This is a genomic window from Flavimaribacter sediminis (genome assembly GCF_019492055.1).
Classification (GTDB): Bacteria; Pseudomonadota; Alphaproteobacteria; order Rhizobiales; family Rhizobiaceae; genus Flavimaribacter; species Flavimaribacter sediminis.
In genome coordinates this window covers 1-18,932 of sequence record NZ_JAICBX010000003.1, presented here as the reverse complement: position 1 = coordinate 18,932, position 18,932 = coordinate 1, and the positions used below count along the sequence as shown (strand labels likewise).

Below are 18,932 nucleotides of genomic sequence, written 5' to 3'. Positions count from 1 at the left end.
TTACCCCGTGCACTGTCTTCAAGGGGCAAGGCGACCCCCTTGGCTGAACATCAGGAGTCTTCTTGTCTCTGTTAGCGATATATCTGCGTTCGATGGCTGCGCTTTTTACCGAGCGGTGGAAGGTGGCGGGCATATGTATCTCCAACTGCGCCCTGGCCGTCATCCTGATTGCCGAACCCATCCTGTTCGGCAATATCATCGAGGCGATATCCCTCAAGGAAAATCTTTTCCTGCGCATGGCGGGCTGGGCCGCGCTCGGCGGTGCCAGCATTGTCGCTGTTGTTGTGGTGTCGCGCGAGGCCGACCGGCTTGCGCACAAGCGCCGGGTTGAAGTTCTCACCGATTCCTTCGAGTCTATCATGACCATGCCGCTCGCCTGGCATCATCGCCACGGCACTTCGCATGTGCTGCACACCTTGCTGCGGGCGTCCGAAACACTGTTTTCCCTCTGGCTCGAATTCATGCGTCAGCATCTGGCGACCGCCGTTACCCTGGTGTTGCTCGTGCCGACGGCGATAGGTATGGACTGGCGCATGGCGATCGTCCTATTCGGTCTGGGCGCCTCCTATGTCCTGATCAACCATATCGTCATGACAAACACCAAGGCGGGCCAGGCGCAGGTCGAGAGCCACCATCACCAGGTGTTTTCCCACGTCAGCGACACGATCTCCAACATCTCCGTCCTGCAGTCCTATGGCCGCGTGGCGCAGGAGGCCGAAGCGCTTCGCCGCTATACGGCCGACCTGATCGATGCGCAGTTTCCCGTGCTCAACTGGTGGGCGTTGGCAAGCGCCCTGCAGAGACTGTCGGCCACGATCTCGATGATGATCGTGCTGCTGATCGGCTCCTTCCTCGTTCAGAGCGGCGAGTTGCGTATCGGGGATATCGTAGCCTTCACGGGCTTTGCGACACTGCTGATCGGCCGTCTCGACCAGATCACCGCCTTCGTCAACCAGGTGTTCGAGTCCCGCGCCAGGCTGGAGCCTTTCTTTGCGCTGCAGGACGCCGTGGGAGAGCGTCAGGACTCCGCCAGCCGGGAGGTCGAATCCCTCAAGGGCCACATTTCCTTTGAAGATGTTTCGTTCAGGTTTCCAGATAGTCAGGACGGCGTGCGCGACGTCAGTTTCGAAGTTCCGGCGGGCCAGACGGTGGCGATCGTCGGACCAACCGGCGCGGGCAAGACCACGCTCATCAACCTCCTGCAGCGTGTCTTCGATCCCGACAAGGGCGTAATCCGCATCGACGGCATCGACACGCGCACGATTACCAGAAGGTCGCTTCGCGCGCAGATCGCCACCGTTTTTCAGGACGCCGGCCTTCTCAACCGGTCGATCGAGCAGAACATCCGTCTTGGACGCAGCGACGCCGGCTACGCCGAAATCCACCAAGCCGCCACTGCCGCGGCTGCGCAGGATTTCATCCTCGCCAAGCGTGACGGGTACGACACGGTGGTCGGCGAGCGCGGCGGGCAGCTTTCAGGCGGCGAGCGGCAGCGCATCGCCATCGCCCGCGCCGTGCTGAAAGACGCGCCCATACTCGTGCTCGACGAGGCCACCAGCGCGCTTGACGTCGAAACCGAGCGGGAGGTGAAGGACGCCATCGACAGGTTGCGGGCGAACCGCACGACGTTCATCATCGCCCACAGGCTTTCGACCGTTTGCGACGCCGATCTCGTGATCTTCATGGACAAGGGGCAAATCATCGAAACGGGATCGTTTACGGACCTTGCCGCTCGCAACAATGGCCGTTTCGCTGCTCTTCTGCGGGCCGGCGGACTTCTCGAGAAGGACCGCCTTCACGCGGTCTCACCGCAGGCCGAGGCGGCCTGATGACAGACGCAGCGCATGGTCCACATGCCGGCCGCAACGTCGTTTCGCTTTCGCGCGATGCTGCGAACCGGAACACGTCCATCGACGTCATTCGCGCGCTGTGCCTGATCATGATTTTCGTCAATCACGTGCCGGGCAATCCGCTGGAGCGGTTGACGACAAAGAATTTCGGCTTCTCGGACGCCGCGGAAATCTTCGTGCTGCTGTCCGGCGTCTCGGCCGCCTACGCCTACGGCGCCAAGTACGGCCAGGGCGCGCGGCTGGTCACGACGCTGAAGATATGGCGGCGGTCGGGCGTGCTCTATGTGGCTCACCTCGCAACGACATTGGCGACGCTCGGCATCTTTTGCTTCCTGGCGACCGTCTATGCAAGGCCCGAGCTTCTCGAGGCCATCAACATCGCGCCGGTCATCGCCGAGCCGGCAACGGCGCTTGTTGGAGTCGTGACGCTCGGCCATCAGCTCGGCTACAACAACATCCTGCCGGTCTACGCCGTCATGCTTCTTCTGCTTCCGATATTCCTTGCGATCGGGAAGCGCAGCCTGACCATGATGGTCGCGCTTTCAGGATCGATCTGGATTTTCAGCGGCTGGTATCGCATCGGCTTTCCGAACTATCCGAATGACGGCGTATGGTTCCTCAATCCGTTGTCCTGGCAATTCCTGTTTGTCATAGGCATCGCTGCGGCGCTGTATTTGCGTCGCGGTGGAGAACTGCCGGCGCGACTGGACCTGATTATCGGCTGCATCGCCTATCTTGTTCTTTCCTTCGCCTGGGTGCGCATTCCACTTTGGGGCGTCGATGCGTCCTTCGATCTTCCGGCGGTGCTGACCGGCTTCGACAAGACATTTCTGTCCTTGCCGCGCCTTCTTCACGTGCTTGCCGCCGGTTACCTGATCGCGATGATCCCGCAGCTGAACCAGGTCTTCAGACTGTCCGCCAGGAACCCGCTTGCAGTCCTCGGTAGACACGCTTTGCCGGTGTTCCTGCTCGGAACCTTGTTGGCGATGGCGGCCCAGGCCTGGAGGATCGCCCACGGATCCACCGCCCTGTCCGATATTGCTATTGTCTGCGGCGGAACAATGCTGCTGTTCGCTCTGGCCTGGTTTCTCGAATGGCACAGGGAGCTTTCCGGCAACCGGTCTGCAGCCAGGAGTGGACAAATTCGCGATCTCGGCCTATCCACCCTTGTGGCGCGCGGTGATTGAATAACTCTGGCGATCTCCGCGTGGCCGATCGACGGCAACGGGGGACGCCATGACGATTTTCCACCCGACGGATTTCTCCGCATCCAGCCATGTCGCCTTCCGGCATGCTCTCAGACTCGCCTTCGGGCTCGGGACCGGTCTCACAATCATGCATGTCGGCGACGGGCGGACGAGCCGCGAGGACTGGTCGCGCTTTCCGCATATCCGTGAAACCCTGGCGCGGTGGAATCTGGTCGATCCCGGCATCAGCCAGGCGGAACTCGAACCGCTGACGGGCTTGCGCATTTCGAAAATCGAAGCCACGGGCCGCAATCCGGTCGAGGTGATGTCGCACTATCTCGATGAGCACGACGTTTCGATGGTCGTGATGGCCACGCACGGCCGCAGCGGCATGGCGGCGATGCAGCATCCTTCGGTGGCGCAGGCTCTGGCGAGGCGCATCCACCGGCCGTTTCTCTTCGTGCGCGAAGGCGTGCCGGGGTTCGTTACGGCGGACGGATCGCTGCGGTTCAACCATGTGCTGCTTCCTGTCGACAGCGAACCCGATCCGCAACTGGCCGTCGATCAGGTGACGTGGCTGGAGCGTGAACTGGCGGCTTCTGTCGGCGTTGTTCAGGCGCTGCATGTCGGCGACGGGCCGCTCGGTTTTCCGCTCGCGCCGCCCGACCTGTCAAATGGGGCGTTGAAGTCGCTGTCGCGTCCGGGTCGTCCGGAAGAGGTCATTCCCGCCATTGCCGATGAAAACGCGGCTGATCTGATCGTCATGGTCTATTCAGGCCCGGCGTCGCTCTCCGAGCGTTGGCTGGGATCGACCACCGAACAGGTGGTGCGCGCCGCGCCCTGTCCGGTTCTGGCGCTGCCGGCGCCACGGTATGAATAGGGCGTGACGTTCCCCACAGAGTACATATTCTAACACGCTAACCTTCTGCTATACTCAAGGGCAGTGCGAGTAAACCGTATTCTTCTTGCAACGACAGGGGCTGGCAATGGACGATTACTACGATCTGGGCGGACATCATTTCCCGGTTACGACGTCCTCTGAAGAGGCGCAGTTGTGGTTCGACCGGGGTTTCATCTGGACATATGGCTACAATCACGAGGAGGCCGTCGCCTGTTTCAACAAGGCGATCGAGGCCGATCCCGCCTGCGCCATGGCCCATTGGGGCGTCGGCTATGCGGCGGGGCCAAATTACAACATGCCCTGGGAACTGTTCGACGACGCGGGCAGAGCGGCGGCGCTTGCGACCGGTTATCAGTCCTCGCAGTCGGCGCTTGCTCTTGTCGATACGGTCAGCGACTGGGAAGCCGCAATGATCCGCGCCTTGCCGGCGCGCTATCCGCAGGTCGAACCCGTCGACGACATGAAGGCCTGGAACGACGATTTCGCCGACGCGATGCGCGAGGCTTTCGAGGCGCATCGCAGCAATCTCGAGGTCCGCACGGTCTTTGCGGAAGCGCTTTTGAACCGTACGCCGTGGAAAATGTGGGACCTGAAGCTCGGCGCGCCGGCCCAAGGCGCTTCAACGGAAGAGGCGCGGGCGGTTCTCGAGGAAGCAATGGATACGGATCCGGCGGCCATGACACATCCCGGAATCCTTCATCTCTACGTCCATCTCATGGAGATGTCGCCATTCCCCGAGAAGGCCCTGAAAGCCGGCGACGCGCTGCGCACCCTTGTGCCGGACGCCGGTCATCTGATCCACATGCCAACACATATCGATGTGCTGTGCGGCCACTATCACGACGTCGTCCACTGGAACGAGACGGCGGTCAAGGCCGACCTCAAATACTGGCGCGACAAGGGGCCCTTCAATATCTATTCGGGCTATCGGTTGCACAATTACCATTTCGTCATCTACGGCGCCTTGTTCCTTGGGCAATTCGAGCCTGCGATGCGAGCCATTAAAGAAGCGGCGGAGACCGTGCCGGAGGAGATGTTGCGCATGGAGAGCCCGCCCATGGCGGACTATTTCGAGGCCTATCTCGGCTTCGAGCCGCATGTGCTTGTCCGCTTCGGCAAGTGGCGGGAAGCCATGGCGCTGGAATTGCCGGAAGACCCCGAACTTTACTGCACGCTCGCCGCCAATGTGCATTATGCGCGCGGCGTTGCGAACGCCGCCCTTGGCAATATCGACGAGGCGGAAGCCGAAGAACAGGCGTTTCTCGCGGCCAAGGCCAGGGTTCCCGAGTCGCGATTGCTGCATAACAACCGTATTGTCGATCTGCTGGAGATCGCAACGGAAATGCTGCGCGGCGAGATTCTGTACCGCAAGGGCGAGTATGACGAAGCCTTTGCGGCGCTCCGCCGGTCGGTCGCGATCGACGACAGTCTTCCCTACGATGAGCCCTGGGGGTGGATGCAGCCGACGCGGCATGCGCTCGGCGCCTTGCTGCTGGAACAGGGCCGCGTCGACGAGGCTGAAGCCGTCTTCCGGGAGGATCTCGGATTAGGCGGTCAGTTGAGCCGCGCAACGGTGCATCCGGACAATGTCTGGAGCCTGAAAGGCTTGCATGACTGCCTGAAGGCGCGCGGCGAGACCGTGGAGATCGTACAGATCCGCCAGCGACTCGATCTTGCCGATGCGCGGGCGGACAAGCGCGTCGCCGCGTCCTGTTTCTGCGCGCAGGCGGCGTTGCAGGCCGCCGAATAGGCGTTCAGCCGTTCTTGACGATGACCTCATCCGGCGGTTTTTCCTCCGGATGATACTCGCTGACGACACCGCGAAGAATTCGGCAGGCGACCATGTCGCCGGTTACATTGGCCGCCGTTCGCGCCATGTCCAGCAGTCGGTCAACGCCGAGTATGAAGGCCAGTCCCGTCACCGGAATGCCGTAACCTCCGGCGACTGAACTGAGAATGACAACGCTCGCTCCGGGAGCCGCAGGGGCGCCGATGGAGGTGGCGGTGAGCGTAATGATGATCAGGGCAAGTTCCGACGGACCAAGCGACATGTTCGCCATCTGCGCGAGGAACGTAATTGCGGCGGCCTGATACAAGGCGGTCCCGGCCATGTTCATGGTGGCGCCCAGGGGGATGACGACGCCGGCGACGGATGGCGGAACGTCAAGCTCCTTGACGGCCGTTTCCATGGACAGCGGCATGACTGCCGCGGAGCTGGAGGTCGAAAAGGCCAGAAGCTGGACCGGCGCTGAAATGCGCATAAAGGCGAGCGGCGGCATGCCTCCAATCACGGAGACGATGATCACATAGCCGCAATAGAGGCAGAACAAGCCGAAGGACACGACCGCCATGTATGCGAGGAGACCGAGCAGCGTCTCCGCGCCCGTGTTCGCGACGAGCTCGGCGATCAGGCCAAATACCGCAAAAGGCGCCAGGATCATGGCCCATTTGACGACGGTCATCGAAACAGCAAGCACAGCTTCCAGCAGAGCGAGAAGCGGGCGCAGGGCGGTCTTTTTGTCTGAGGTGACGAAGGCGATGCCCAGAAACACCGAAAACAGGACGATCGGCAGAAAATCATGTTCGATGACCGCGTCGCCAATATCCTTGGGGATCAGTCCCACGATAATTTGCGGCAGGGCGGTCGGCAATTGCTTCAGCATCTCGCCGGCCGGTTCGGCCTGCTGTGGAACAGGGGGCGGCACGCCGATCGCCGGAACGATGTGGCCGGGCTGGAAATAGCTCACAAGACCGGCGCCGAGGATGGCGGCTGCGGCCGTGGTCAGGACGATAAAGATAGCCAGGCGCCAGCCAAGCCGCCTCAGATTGGCGCCTCCGCCGGCGCCTGCGATGCCGAGCATGATCGAGGTTGAAAGCAGCGGAATGATCACCATCGCCACCAGCCCAAGGAAAAGCTGGCCCGGCAGGGAAAGCCAGGCGCCGATCAGGGCGGCGGTCCGGCGTTCAACGAGGTCGAGATTGGGCCCGAGCAGCAATCCGACGAGGATTCCAAGAAACAGGCCGACCAGCACCTGGGCCCATAATTTTGTCCGCACAAGCGTGTCGAGACGCTTCGTCATGCGTTTGTATTTGAAAGCGCTTGTTACCATGCCCGGACCATAGCACGCCGCCACAGCGCCGTATTGATCAGGCTCAAAACAGGCTGTTCCAAGCGGCGGACCGGGATTGCAGGACTTCGATCGAGGCATGATCGTCGGAGACGCCTTCGATCAGGAAAATATGCCCCTTGCTGTTGTCCGTCCGCAGGGCGACGATGTCTTGGTAGGCGTCAGACCAATACCAGGCGCGGGCGGCCTGGATATCCGGAAACTCGATGACGATCAGGTGGCCCAGCCAGTCGCCTTCCAGCTTCTCCGGTTGTCCGCCGTGAATGCGGAACTTGCCGCTGAAAAGCGCGAGCGTCGCGTCGATGCCTTCCAGGTAACCGACGATCGCGGGTCCTGTATCGACTTCCGTGAGATGGCCTACTGCATACGCCGTCATGAGGGTCTCCTCTGTTTCGGACGTTTGTAGGCGGGCGGTGTCGCGGGATCGATTACCTGTGACGTAATCGCGCGTGGAAATCAGTCGGCGCCTTTCGCCCGCATCAGCATGCCGAACAGATCGCGCGGGTCGTCGGGATCGGCGAGCATGTCGAGCTCGTCGAAATAGGGCGCGGCGGAAAGTTTGTCGGCGACATAGCGGAGCGCCGAGAAATCCTCGATTGCGAAGCCGACGCTGTCGAACAACGTCATTTGTGAAGGGCCGGTGCGTCCGGCTGCGCGACCCGTTATCACCTGCCAGAGTTCCTCGACCGGATGGTCGGGATCGAGTTGCTGGATTTCGCCCTCGATGCGGGTCTGCGGCGGATATTCAACGAAGATGTCGCTGCGCAGCAGGATGTCGCGATGCAGTTCCGTCTTGCCCGGACAGTCGCCTCCGACCGCGTTGATATGAACGCCGGATCCGACCATGTTATCGGTGAGGATCGTCGCGTACTGCTTGTCCGCGGTCGCCGTCGTCAGGATCTGCGCGCCTTCCACCGCTTCCTGCGCCGAGCGGCAAGCGGCGATCTTGAAGCCGTGGCCTTCCAGATTGGCGGCGCATTTGGCCGTTGCGGACGGATCGACATCGAAGAGGCGAAGCCGATCGACTCCGAGCAGCGCCTTGAAGGCGATCGCCTGGAATTCGGATTGCGCGCCGTTGCCGATGATCGCCATCGTATCGGCATTCTCCGGGGCCAGATATTTCGCAGCCACTGCCGAGGTCGCCGCCGTGCGGAGCGCCGTCAGGATTGTCATTTCGGTGAGTAGCGCGGGATAACCGGTATGGACATTGGACAGCACGCCGAAAGCTGTAACCGTCTGAAGGCCGTCCTTCGTGTTTTTCGGATGGCCGTTGACGTATTTGAAGCCGTAAGTCTCGCCGTCGCTGGTCGGCATCAGTTCGATGACGCCTTCGCGCGAATGGGAGGCGATGCGCGGCGTCTTGTCGAAGCGCTCCCAGCGTCGAAAATCGTCTTCGATATAGGCGGCAAGTTCCGCGAGAAACGTTTCGACGCCGACATGGAGGACCAGCCTCATCATGTTGTCGACGCTGACGAATGGCACGATGTTGACGCCGGTCGGCGTTGAGGGATGGATGATTGTGTTCATGGCCAAATGCTCCGTGTCGGGCGATCCATCACGCGCTTTCCGAAAAGGCTCGCCACCAGATCGGCCATCAGGATCGCTGTGCGGCCGCGCTCGTCGAGAAACGGGTTGAGTTCGGCGACGTCGAGCGACGTCACGAGGCCGCTGTCGTGCAGCATCTCCATCACGAGATGCGCCTCGCGAACGGTCGCGCCGCCCGGAACAGTCGTGCCGACGGCGGGCGCGATCAGCGGATCGAGAAAATCGACGTCAAGGCTGACATGCAACCGGCCGTTCGCCTGCTCTACGCGGGCGAGGAACTTGCGCAGCGGCGCGCCGACGCCTTCCTCGTCGAGTTGTCGCATGTCGCAGACCTCGATCGACGCGTCAGCCAGTTTGGCGCGCTCCGCCGGATCGACCGACCGGATGCCGATCATGCAGACATTTCCGGTTTTGACCGCCGCTTCGAGATCGGGAAAGGATCCCGCGAAGCCCGGCTGGCCCGTGAAATAGGCGACCGGCGTTCCGTGCAGATTTCCGCTTTCGGTGCTCTCGAGACTATGGAAATCGGTGTGGGCGTCGAGCCAGAGGACGAACTGCTCGCGACCTTCCCCCGCGCTGTGGCGCGCGGCGCCGGCCACCGTGCCCGCCGACATCAGATGATCGCCACCGAGAAACACGGGTATCACGTCGTCCCGCCGGGCCTCGTAGCTCGCCCGGGCGAGCGCGGAAACCCAGCCTGCGCATGTTTCCAGATCGTGGATCGCTGTATTCGGAGAGGATCGCGTCGACACGGCGTCCGGCGTCAGATTGCCGAGGTCGGCGACGTCGTGACCGAGACGGCGCAGCGACGCCTCCAGCCCGGCCGTGCGCAAGGCGTCCGGCCCCATGAGGCATCCGCGCTGCGCGCTGCCGTGGTCCACCGGGGCGCCGATGAGTCTGATGGCGCTCATTGACTGCTCCTGAATTTGCATAGTGAATAATTTTACTCATCATGCGGCATATTCAAGACATTATAGTAACCAAAATTGACTTGATATTATTCACATTGGCGATAATAGATTATCATTATGGATAAAATCGACGCGAAGTTGATCGCAATACTGAGAAACGACGGCAGGGCGTCGGTCTCCGAGATGGCGGCGCAGGCCGGCGTTACGCGCGCGACGGTGCGCAGCCGGCTGGACAGGCTGATTGCGAGCGGAGAAATCGTCGGCTTCACCGCCGTACTCAAGGGGGATGTCCGGGAACAGCCGGTGCGCGGCGTCGTGCTGATAGCGATCGAAGGCAAGGGCGCGGACCGGATTATAGCGCAATTGCAGGGCATGCCTGAGGCGCTAAGCATCCACACCACCAACGGCCGTTGGGACCTCGTGGTGGAGTTTGGCGCCGAAACGCTCGCCGATCTCGACGCCGTGTTGCGCCGCATCCGGTTGATCGACGGCGTCGCGGCGAGCGAAACCAATCTCTATCTTTCAACGCGCCGCAACAGACGGGCAGGGCGGGCTGTCGCGACTGCCTGATATCCGGTTCGCCGCAATCCGGTCGACGACCCGCGTTGTGTTCTTTCCTGGCTTGCTGGCAGTGATCGCGGCCGCAATATGAACGTCGATACGTGCGGTCTGGCGCAGGACATTTCCTGTAGACGGTCGTAGTATATAAAAGAAAAATACGAATCGTTAATATTAGCCCTCAAATAAATAAGTTTGACACGCAGGAACGGTTTCGCCGTAATAAAATTTGCCGGCTGTCCTTATCATTCCGTCAAGAAATTGATGATAGCGGCAGTCAGATTGCCAAATGTTCCTGTAGCGCCGAGTATTCGTTGATGTCTCATTCCGCCAGCACGATGTATGACCTTGCGCCACGCCGCAAGTATGTCATCTATCTGGCGGCGCTGGCCGGCATGTTCATGGCGACGCTCGATATCCAGATCATCGCGACGGCGCTGCCGACCATGGTCGCCGAACTCGGCCGGCTTGATCTTTTCGGCTGGGTGGGCGCCGCCTATCTGCTGGCGACGGCGGCGGTCACGCCATTTTACGGCAAGCTCGGCGACATTTTCGGCAGGAAACCGGTCTTCATCTTCGCGATCGCGCTGTTTACCGTCGGATCGCTCGCTTGCGCGCTTGCCTGGTCGATGGAAGCGCTGATCGCTGCGCGCGTGCTGCAGGGTCTGGGCGGCGGCGGGCTTGTCACTTCAGCCTTCTCGACGATCGCCGACCTTTTCGAACCGCGGGAAAGAGCCCGCTATCAGGGGTACAGCACGGCCACTTTCACGCTTTCCAGCGTAATCGGACCGGTTGCTGGCGGCGTGCTCTCGCAGTCGATCGGCTGGGAGTTCGTTTTCCTGATCAACATTCCCGTGGGGGCGGTCGTCATCGCGGCGCTGTTTTTCGCCATGCCGCCGGTGACGAAGGCAAGCAGGCCGAAGATAGATTACCCGGGCGGACTGCTCCTCGCAGCCTCTGTGACGCTTGGCGTCCTGTGGTCGCAGAAGCTGCTTGCGCCGGGCGACCCGGACGCCATGTCCTACATACTGCCGGTTCTCATCGCTCTTTCGCTGATCGGCTTCGTGATGGTCGAGCGCGTCGCCAGCGAACCGGTTCTTCCCTTGAGGATCCTGACCAACCGGACCGTCGCGCTGTCGCTCGCCATATCCTTTCTCGCCTCGATGTCGACGCTCGGGATGCTGAACTATTTCGCGCTCTTCCTGCAAACGGTCACGGGACTGAACCCGGCTATGGTCGGGTTGATGTTTTTGCCAGCGTCCATGTTCACCCTCGTCGCGTCGATCGGGTCTGGTATCCTGATTGCCCGCACCGGACGCTACAAGCCCTATCCGATCGCATCGATGGTGCTTGGACTTGTCGCCCTTGTCATCTTCACCACGGTTGACAACGAGACGCCCGTCTGGGGCGTCGCAGCTCTGATGATGATGTTTTCATTCGGCATCGGCCTGCATATGCAGACCCTGATGGTGGCGGTGCAAAACGCTGTGCCGCATCGCGATGTCGGCGTCACGACGGGATCCCTGAGCCTGGTGCGGCTGGCCGGCGGCGCCTTCGGGCTCGCGATCAACGGTGGATTGCTGACGGCGGGCCTCGTCCGTGGGCAAGGGCTGGTGTCGGAGGAAATGGCCAGCCGGCTCGGCCTGCCTCTGAGCGAACTCACGCCGGAAATGATTTCCGCGCTGCCGGAGGACGCGGCCGCCGAAGCCGTGACGCGGTTCTCCTACGCCTTTCACGACGTTTATTATTTCGGAGTGGCCCTGTTCGTCGTCGCGCTGTTTCTCGCCATCATGCTCAAGGATATCCGACTTCCCAAGCATGAAGCAAAAGAGGCGGACGCTCCGGAGGTAGGCGGCAGAGCAGCGGCGGTCGCCGGCGAGTAGTCAAACGACGCCCGAGACCCGTTTCAGAACATCGACGGCGTCAGGTTCAGCGTCGCCGCCCGTCCAGCAGACATACTGGTCCGGCCTAACCAGAATGAGCCTTGCGGCGTAGGTTTCGGCCAGGTTCCGGTCATCGTCGGTGACGATCGTCAGCGGCATACCCGCGTCAGCGGCGGCCTTTCTGAACAGTTCCGCCTGCGACGGGGCATCGATGGCCAGTAGCGTGTAGCCTGTACCGAGCCGTTCATAGACGTTGTCTCCCGACGAGAGACTTTGCGGCGTCAAATGAAAGCCGGGACGGGCGGCGTATGCGTGTTCACCTTTCGCTCCGGACGCAGCGCCCTGCGAACCGAAAACGACCGGCGATCCGGCGTAGTTCGGGACATAGGCGCTTACCTCGGCCGTGCTCGCCGCGCGCGCGGCCCATTGCGCTTCGAACAGCGACTTGTCGATCTCCGGATTGTAGCGTTCGAGGAAGGCGCGGTCTTCGAGGATGAAATTCTCGATGAAATCGTCCGCCGTGGAGGCAAAGACCGGCCCACGCTCATCATTGTAACTGTCGAGCAGGGCCGGGCCGCCCCATCCGTTCAGGGTCGCTGCGAGCTTCCAGCCGAGATTGCAGGCGTCCTCGAAACCGGTGTTGATTCCGTAGCCGCCATAGGGCGGATGGCTGTGAGCGGCGTCTCCGGCCACGAAGATCCGCCCGGAACGGTAGTTGTCGGTGGTTGCGAAACGCAGATCCCAGAAGCCGACATGCTCGAAGGCGACGTCGAATTCCGCGCCGACGGAATCGTAAAGGAGCTGCGCGAAATCGAAAATGTCTTCCGTGGTTCCCGGCGGCACAGGGGCGTGGAAGAACCAGGTCGTGCCGAGATCCACCCGCCCGAAGAACCGCCAGTAACCTTCGAGATCCGGATGGAGCACGCAATAGAATTGCTTGTCCGGATACCGTTCCAGCAGCGTGTGAAGGCCGGTCGACCGAAAGACAAGCAGCACCATGACGCGGTCGTGGTCCTTGAGGGTCTGGGTGATGCCGGCCTGGTCGCGCACGATCGACCTGGCGCCGTCGCAACCGACAAGGTAGCGGCCTTCGAAGCGTCGCATCGCGCCGGTCTCGCCGTGAGCCTCCGCCCAGACGCCATCGGCGTCCTGTCCAATCTTTTCGGCGCGCAAGCCACAGGAAATGGCGATTTCCGGCAGTTCCGACGCCCGTTCGCGCAGGACGCCTTCGGTCTCGTTTTGCGGCAGGCGCTCATTTTCCCTGAAATAGAACGGGCGCACGATCTCGCGCTTGAGCCAGTCATAGTGATAGTCGCTCAACAGCGTCCCGTAAGCGGTGAGGCCGCCGATGCCGTAGTTTTCCGGAATGCGCCTGGCGTTGCGGAGCTGTTTCTCTGCGCCCCAGAAGTGGAACAGCTCCATGGTGCGCTGGTTGAGGTTCTGACCTTTCGGGATGGGTTGCGGCGTGTGATAGCGCTCGATGACTGCGGAGGATACGCCCCGCTGGCCGAGTTCGATCGCGAGCGCCATGCCCACGGGACCGCCGCCAACAATAATGACATCGCGTGAGACCGTTTGATCAGACATGGGGCGGACCTGGCTTGCGCGTCAAAGCGAAAGCCCCAACAGTTTAACCGCGTTGCCCTGGAAGATCTTCGCGCGGGTCTCTTCGGATATGTCGAGTTCGCTGATGATCCGGATCGTTTCCCGGATGTACATCGGGCCGGCTTCCGGGTCGAACGGCGCATCGGAGGCGAACAGGACATGCTCCTCGCCGAAGAACTCCATGGCGTGCTCGATCGCCTTGCGCGATCCGAAGGACGCGGTGTCGGCGTAGAAATCCTTGAAGTAATCGAGATGCGGCCGCTTCAGCGCCTTGCGGACGGCGGCGAGATCGCGATCGGTCGTGCGGGCGCCCATCTGGTCCCAGCCGGGGCCGACCCGGCCCTCGAAAAACGGAACCATGCCGCCGGCGTGATGGGTGATCACCTTGAGACCCGGATAGCGGTCGAACAGGCCTGAAAACACCATGCGCGCCATGGCGGCTGATGTCTCGTACGGCCAGCCGAAGGTCCACCAGATTTCATATTCCGAGCGGTCTTCGGAAAGGTAATCGGGGAAATTCTCGCCGCGCGCCGGGTGCATCCAGACGGGTTTGCCGGACGACGCCATATAGTCGAAGAACGGCTCGAATTCGGGCCGGTCGAGCGGCTTGCCGGACACATTGGTGAAGATCTGCATGCCGCAGGCGCCAAGATCTTCGATGGCGCGCCTGGCTTCGGCGACGGCGCCGTCCGGATTGCCCAGGGGGGCGGTTCCGATGAAGCCCGGAAACCGGTCCGGATATTTTTCACAGAGTTCGGCCATGGAGTCCGAGCCGATCTTCGACAAGTCCAGCGCCTTGTCGGGGCCGGCGAGTTTTTCCAGCGGCGGAGACGCGAGCGACAACACCTGCATGTACTCCTCACCGAACATGTCCATGACGTCGAAGCGTCGGTCGAGATCGGTCATCATCGGCACAGCGCCGCTGCGGTTCGTGATGTCCGTCATTTCCCCGATGTGGTCGATAAGGGCCTTGAAGAAAGGGGCTGGCCAGATGTGGTTGAAAATGTCGATCTTCTTCATGGGTGTTCCCTTTCCCGCATCGTGTCGTTTTCATCCTCGTCCAGGGCGTTGCGCCGATCGGAGAGATCGTTGCTGAGTTCTGCGCCTGCGCGGGCTATGTCCCGGCTTATTGCAATCTCGCGATCCGGCGTCAGCTCGGCGCTCGCGATCGTCAGGCAGATGCTTGCGATCGGGCTCTTGCCGGCGTCGAAGATCGGCGCGGCGAAACCGGTCACGCCCGCAGTGACCTCGCCCTGCGCGGTCGCGAAGCCGGCCTTGCGGACGCGTCTGTAGCTGTCGAGGATCTCCTCGACGGTGTCGCCAAGGCCGACGGCGCTGAGCTCGTCCAGGTTCGCCTTCACCATTGGAAGCAATTGCCGTCGGGGCAGAAAGGCCATGATCGACCGTGAGATCGCCCCGCGGGCAAGCGGCATCGGCCGGCCTCTCGGATAGCTGCTGAGAGGATCGGGCGTGGAGCATTCGGAGGCGACGCACAGGATCTTCTTGCCATACCAGCGCACCAGGAGAGCGGTGCAGGGATAGCGGCCGGCGAGGTCCTCGATATAGGGCTGGCCGTTCAGCGAAAGCGCGTCGGATTTGCGCAAGAGATAGTCCATCTCCACAATCTTTGGGCCCAGCGAGAACCCGGCGTTCGGCGTCGAAGTCAGCAGACCGGCGTCTTTCAACGTCTTGAGATAGCGGTAGAGGGTGGGGCGGCTGTAGCCGAGTTCGGCCATCATTTCTTCCGGCGTCCACTCCAGACGGTCTTCCGAAAAGACCTGCAGGACCGAAAGGACGCGCTCGAGGCTGTTGCTTGCGGCCATTGCTCAGCCCTCCGCCCGGTTGAGGCGCAGACGCCTTCGCGCGAACTCCGAACCCATCAGAACGAACCCGCCAAGCACGCCGGCGATATCGCTGTAGAGTGCGCCGGGAAACGCCTGCGCGGGAATTAGCGCCATCAGGCCAAAGAGCACGAACAGACATCGCGTGGCGAAATTCATCCGGCTGGTGAAATAGCCGGCGAGCCCCGCCGATATCAGCCATACGCCGACAATAGCAGTGACGATCGCCAGCACGATGTCCATCGGGGCGCCGATCAGAAGCAGCGTCGGAGAAAACACGAACAACACCGGGATGACGTAGGCCGACCAGCCGAACTTCACGGCGGCGAAGCCGGTTTGCATGGATGGCGCTTTGGCGATGCTCGCGGCGGCGAAAGCGGCGAGCGCGATAGGCGGGGTGATCATGGACATCATGCCGTAATAGAGTACGTACAGATGGGCGGCAATCGGCTCGACGCCCACCTGAACGAGCGCCGGCGCGACAAGCGCCGCCAGCAGCACGTAGACGCCGAGCGTCGGCAGTCCCATGCCAAGAATGATGCAGACGATGGCAGACAGTCCAAGCAGCACGATAACGTTTCCGCCGCCTATCTGTACGAGCACATAGGTGAGGTTGAAGCTGAGGCCGGTGACGTTCAGCACGCCGATGACGAGGCCGGAGGCCGCCGATATGAGGATGATCTCGACGACCGAATGTCCGGTTCTGGAAAGGCTCGCCGCGATATCGAATATTTTCGGCCGGCTGCCGCCGTATCCGAACAGCAGCGAGGTGACGACAAGTGACACGCAGCCCAGAAGCGCCGCGCGCTCTGGCTGCCAGCGCATCCAGAAAAGCGCGTAGATTAGCGCTGCAAAAGCGATCGCGAAATGCAGTCCGCCAAGCACCGCGGAGGGAACAGGCAGTTCGGATTTCGGAACGGGGGATATGTCGAGCCGCGCGGCTTCAAGGTCGGCCTGAATGAAGAGCGCGATGTAATAGAGAATCGCCGGAACGAGAGCGGCGAGAACGATGGTCGAATAGGGGACCGCCAGAAACTCCGCCATCAGGAATGCGGAGGCGCCCATCACCGGTGGCATCAACTGTCCGCCCGTGGACGCGACGGCTTCGATCGCCGCCGCCTTGTGGGCCGGATAACCGTCTCGTTTGATCATGGGAATGGTGACGACGCCGGTTCCAACGACATTGGCGACGGCGGAGCCGGATATGGAGCCGAAAAGTCCGGACGCAAGCACCGCGATCTTCATCGAGCCGCCGCGAAACCGTCCCATGGCGAGCATCGCCGCGTCAGTGAAGAACCGCGATCCGCCGGTGATCGACAGCAGACCGCCGAACAGAATGAAGGTGATGACGATTGTTGCGGCTACGGAAAGCGGCAGGCCAAGGATGCCGTTGGAATCGAAAGCCATGTAGCCGGACAGCATCTGCCAGTTCTGGGGGCGGCCGGACAGGCGCCCCGGTATGAAATGGCCAAGAAGCGCATAGGCGAGAAAACAGAGGATGATGATGACAAGCGCCCAGCCTGTGGCGCGTCTGAGGGCTTCGAGAACCAGCACGGTGGCGATGAGCCCCGGTATCCAGACTTCGGGCGGCCGGGAAAATATCTTCAGCACCAGGTCCGGATAGCGGATGGCGATGAAGGCGACGACGGCGAAGCTGAGAACGGCAAGGGCCACGTCGCACCACGGAACCCGGTGGCGCTCGGCGCCCATGCGGGCCGGCAATGTCAGAAAGGCGATCGGCAGCACGCAGGCGAGGATAATCGCGAAAAACTGCTGTGGATAGAAGCCGAGATTGAAATAGCGCGGAACCGAAAGGGCCCAGCAAACCGCCGCAACCGTCAAAAGCAACGCCAACGCGTCGGCGACTGATCTGGCCAGTGCGAAGGGGAGGCCGTGGGCGGCCTCCCGTTGCGACGATTCACTCATTGGGCGTTCTGGCTCAGTTCAGGCCGTTTTCCTCGAAAAATTTCAAGGCGCCCGGATGAAACTCCGCGACGCCCGGATCGCCCTTTACTTCTGCGGGATCGAAGAGATTGAACGGCTTGAAGGTATTGGCCATAGACTCCTTGCCCTCATATATCGCCTTGGTCATGGCGTAGACGACGTCGTCCGGCGCATTTGCATGCGTGAAGATCACTTGCGGAAAAGCAAAATAGGAAGCGTCTTCCAGCACGCCCGGCGTCGTTCCGGCCTTGATCGTGGTGAAGAATGCGGTCGGCCAGTGTTCACGCGCCTTTGCCAGCACCTCGTCCGTCGGATTGTCGATCGGCAGAGCCCGCAAGCCGCCGACGGCGGCGTCCGCTTCACGAACCTTTCCTGCGCCGTGGGCGAAGATGAAGCCGTCGGATTCACCGGCCATGAAGGCGTCGGCGCCGGCGACCACGCTCGGAACGTTGACCGGCGTCATGTCGCCGCGCGTCAGGCCTGCCGTGGAATAGATGGCGTCGAGCTGCGGCAGAATGGTGTTCTGGGCTGTGTAGCCGTCAACCATCCTTTTTCCCTTCAGATCGGCGACTGACATGATGTCGCTGTCGGCCCGCACGAAGATGGCTTCACGCAACGGCATCAGCATGGCGACGACGCGCAGGTTCGGATTGGGCTGGCCGTCGAACCAGGCTTTGCCTTCCAGCGCGTAATTGACCTCCTGCAGGTTCGCCACGCCGAATTCGATGCCGCCGGAATTGATGAAGGGTATGAACTGGTTCGGGCTGGTCGCCGGCTGGATGGTGGCGTTGAGGCCCGATTCGTTGGCGGCGTTGGCGACTGCTGTCCCGATATTGTGAAACAGCGAACCCGGATTGGATGTGGCGATGCCGACGTTCTGGGCCTGTGCCTGTCCGGCCAGACACAGTCCGAATGCCATCAATGCAGTTGCAAGCAAGTGACGCATGGTTTCCTCCCTCAGTGTGACGGCATGGCGTTTAGAGCCAAAACCGATCAATAATCCCTTATCATGAGATTTTCGACTAGAATGAACGGGAATACGATGATTTACAAGCGCCAAATGTCACCAGGGTGGATTGGAGCGAAATGGCTGCGGCTTCGCCGGCCATGGCGGGCGTAGAGGCGCAAACGCATCATCGCCCTATGGCGATGACCGGAATCGTCAGGCGCTTGCTCTGAAAACATTGCCGATTTGTAACCTTCTCCAGGGTGAAAAAGGCTATGCCTGTCACTATCTCCAAAGCGAACGCCCGTTGCTCCAGCCTGCCAAAAGGCCGGTATTCGGGGGTTCTGAAAGTCGACGCCCATCCACTGTCAAGAAAGTTTCATTTTGGGTGTTTTTTGGTGTTGACTTGTTCGAGATGTGTTGAGTATATAGCGCCACCAACGAGGGCGGTGTCGCCGCTGGCGACGCTACGTTTTGCCTTGTTGGTTTCCGGAATGGGCTTTTGGGCTTTGTTTTGGACCTGGACGGGACTTTAGAGTTTTGTTTGGGGAACGGGATGGTTTTCCCGTGTTTTTTGACAATTGAATAGGGGAAAGAGAAACGTGGGCGGCGGTCTGCTGCATGCCTGATTTT

General features: G+C 61.3%; 15 protein-coding genes. 6 read left to right on the top strand and 9 right to left on the bottom strand.

The genetic code is table 11. The features are described 5' to 3' along the window. Window positions 1–62: 62 nt before the first annotated feature. The 4 genes from K1W69_RS15815 (at window position 63) to K1W69_RS15800 (ending at window position 5,688) form a co-directional block, all read left to right on the top strand. On the top strand, window positions 63–1,829 hold the full coding sequence (locus K1W69_RS15815) for a glucan ABC transporter ATP-binding protein/ permease (protein ID WP_220229403.1): 1,767 nt from the start codon (window positions 63–65) through the stop codon (window positions 1,827–1,829). Next, window positions 1,829–3,037 carry an OpgC family protein gene (locus K1W69_RS15810; RefSeq protein WP_220229402.1) on the top strand — a complete coding sequence of 403 codons (1,209 nt, stop codon included), beginning with the start codon at window positions 1,829–1,831 and terminating at the stop codon, window positions 3,035–3,037. Before K1W69_RS15815 ends, K1W69_RS15810 begins: the two co-directional genes overlap by 1 nt. A gap of 49 nt (window positions 3,038–3,086) precedes the next feature. After that, on the top strand, window positions 3,087–3,917 hold the full coding sequence (locus tag K1W69_RS15805; RefSeq protein ID WP_220229401.1) for a universal stress protein: 831 nt from the start codon (window positions 3,087–3,089) through the stop codon (window positions 3,915–3,917). 106 nt (window positions 3,918–4,023) lie between these two features. Continuing rightward, window positions 4,024–5,688: a tetratricopeptide repeat protein gene (locus K1W69_RS15800; RefSeq protein WP_220229400.1), complete on the top strand. Its 1,665-nt coding sequence runs from the start codon at window positions 4,024–4,026 to the stop codon at window positions 5,686–5,688. Window positions 5,689–5,692: 4 nt separating this feature from the next. Here K1W69_RS15800 and K1W69_RS15795 read toward each other — a convergent pair whose 3' ends face one another. The 4 genes from K1W69_RS15795 to rocF all read right to left on the bottom strand — a co-directional run bounded on the left by K1W69_RS15795 (window position 5,693) and on the right by rocF (window position 9,522). After that, a complete protein-coding gene (locus K1W69_RS15795; RefSeq protein WP_220229399.1) occupies window positions 5,693–7,147 on the bottom strand; it encodes a dicarboxylate/amino acid:cation symporter in 1,455 nt (484 codons plus the stop codon). Then, window positions 7,092–7,442 (bottom strand): DUF1330 domain-containing protein, encoded by a 351-nt coding sequence (locus K1W69_RS15790; RefSeq protein ID WP_220229398.1) that lies wholly within the window; start codon window positions 7,440–7,442, stop codon window positions 7,092–7,094. Before K1W69_RS15790 ends, K1W69_RS15795 begins: the two co-directional genes overlap by 56 nt. Before the next feature lie 80 nt (window positions 7,443–7,522). Then, window positions 7,523–8,593 (bottom strand): ornithine cyclodeaminase, encoded by a 1,071-nt coding sequence (gene ocd / locus K1W69_RS15785; RefSeq protein ID WP_220229397.1) that lies wholly within the window; start codon window positions 8,591–8,593, stop codon window positions 7,523–7,525. Continuing rightward, a complete protein-coding gene (gene rocF, locus K1W69_RS15780; RefSeq protein WP_220229396.1) occupies window positions 8,590–9,522 on the bottom strand; it encodes an arginase in 933 nt (310 codons plus the stop codon). Before rocF ends, ocd begins: the two co-directional genes overlap by 4 nt. A gap of 117 nt (window positions 9,523–9,639) precedes the next feature. On the opposite strand from rocF, the gene K1W69_RS15775 reads away from it, so the two are divergent. Continuing rightward, a complete protein-coding gene (locus K1W69_RS15775) occupies window positions 9,640–10,092 on the top strand; it encodes an Lrp/AsnC family transcriptional regulator (protein WP_220229395.1) in 453 nt (150 codons plus the stop codon). 305 nt (window positions 10,093–10,397) lie between these two features. Further along, complete coding sequence (locus tag K1W69_RS15770; RefSeq protein ID WP_220229394.1) at window positions 10,398–11,963, top strand: MDR family MFS transporter; 1,566 nt, start codon at window positions 10,398–10,400, stop codon at window positions 11,961–11,963. Here the strand turns inward: K1W69_RS15770 and K1W69_RS15765 are convergent, their stop codons facing one another. From K1W69_RS15765 to K1W69_RS15745, 5 genes are read right to left on the bottom strand one after another with little or no spacing between them, the layout of a single operon-like run. Continuing rightward, the gene (locus K1W69_RS15765) at window positions 11,964–13,550 is read right to left on the bottom strand and encodes an FAD-dependent monooxygenase (protein WP_220229393.1); all 1,587 of its coding nucleotides are present in this window, start codon (window positions 13,548–13,550) and stop codon (window positions 11,964–11,966) included. A 21-nt stretch (window positions 13,551–13,571) separates the two neighbouring features. Further along, window positions 13,572–14,588, bottom strand: a complete 1,017-nt coding sequence (locus K1W69_RS15760) for an amidohydrolase family protein (protein ID WP_220229392.1) — start codon at window positions 14,586–14,588, stop codon at window positions 13,572–13,574. Beyond that, window positions 14,585–15,391, bottom strand: a complete 807-nt coding sequence (locus tag K1W69_RS15755) for an IclR family transcriptional regulator (protein ID WP_220229391.1) — start codon at window positions 15,389–15,391, stop codon at window positions 14,585–14,587. Before K1W69_RS15755 ends, K1W69_RS15760 begins: the two co-directional genes overlap by 4 nt. A gap of 3 nt (window positions 15,392–15,394) precedes the next feature. Beyond that, window positions 15,395–17,335 carry a TRAP transporter permease gene (locus tag K1W69_RS15750; RefSeq protein WP_220229390.1) on the bottom strand — a complete coding sequence of 647 codons (1,941 nt, stop codon included), beginning with the start codon at window positions 17,333–17,335 and terminating at the stop codon, window positions 15,395–15,397. 13 nt (window positions 17,336–17,348) lie between these two features. Further along, on the bottom strand, window positions 17,349–18,299 hold the full coding sequence (locus K1W69_RS15745; protein WP_220229389.1) for a TAXI family TRAP transporter solute-binding subunit: 951 nt from the start codon (window positions 18,297–18,299) through the stop codon (window positions 17,349–17,351). Window positions 18,300–18,932 lie beyond the last annotated feature (633 nt).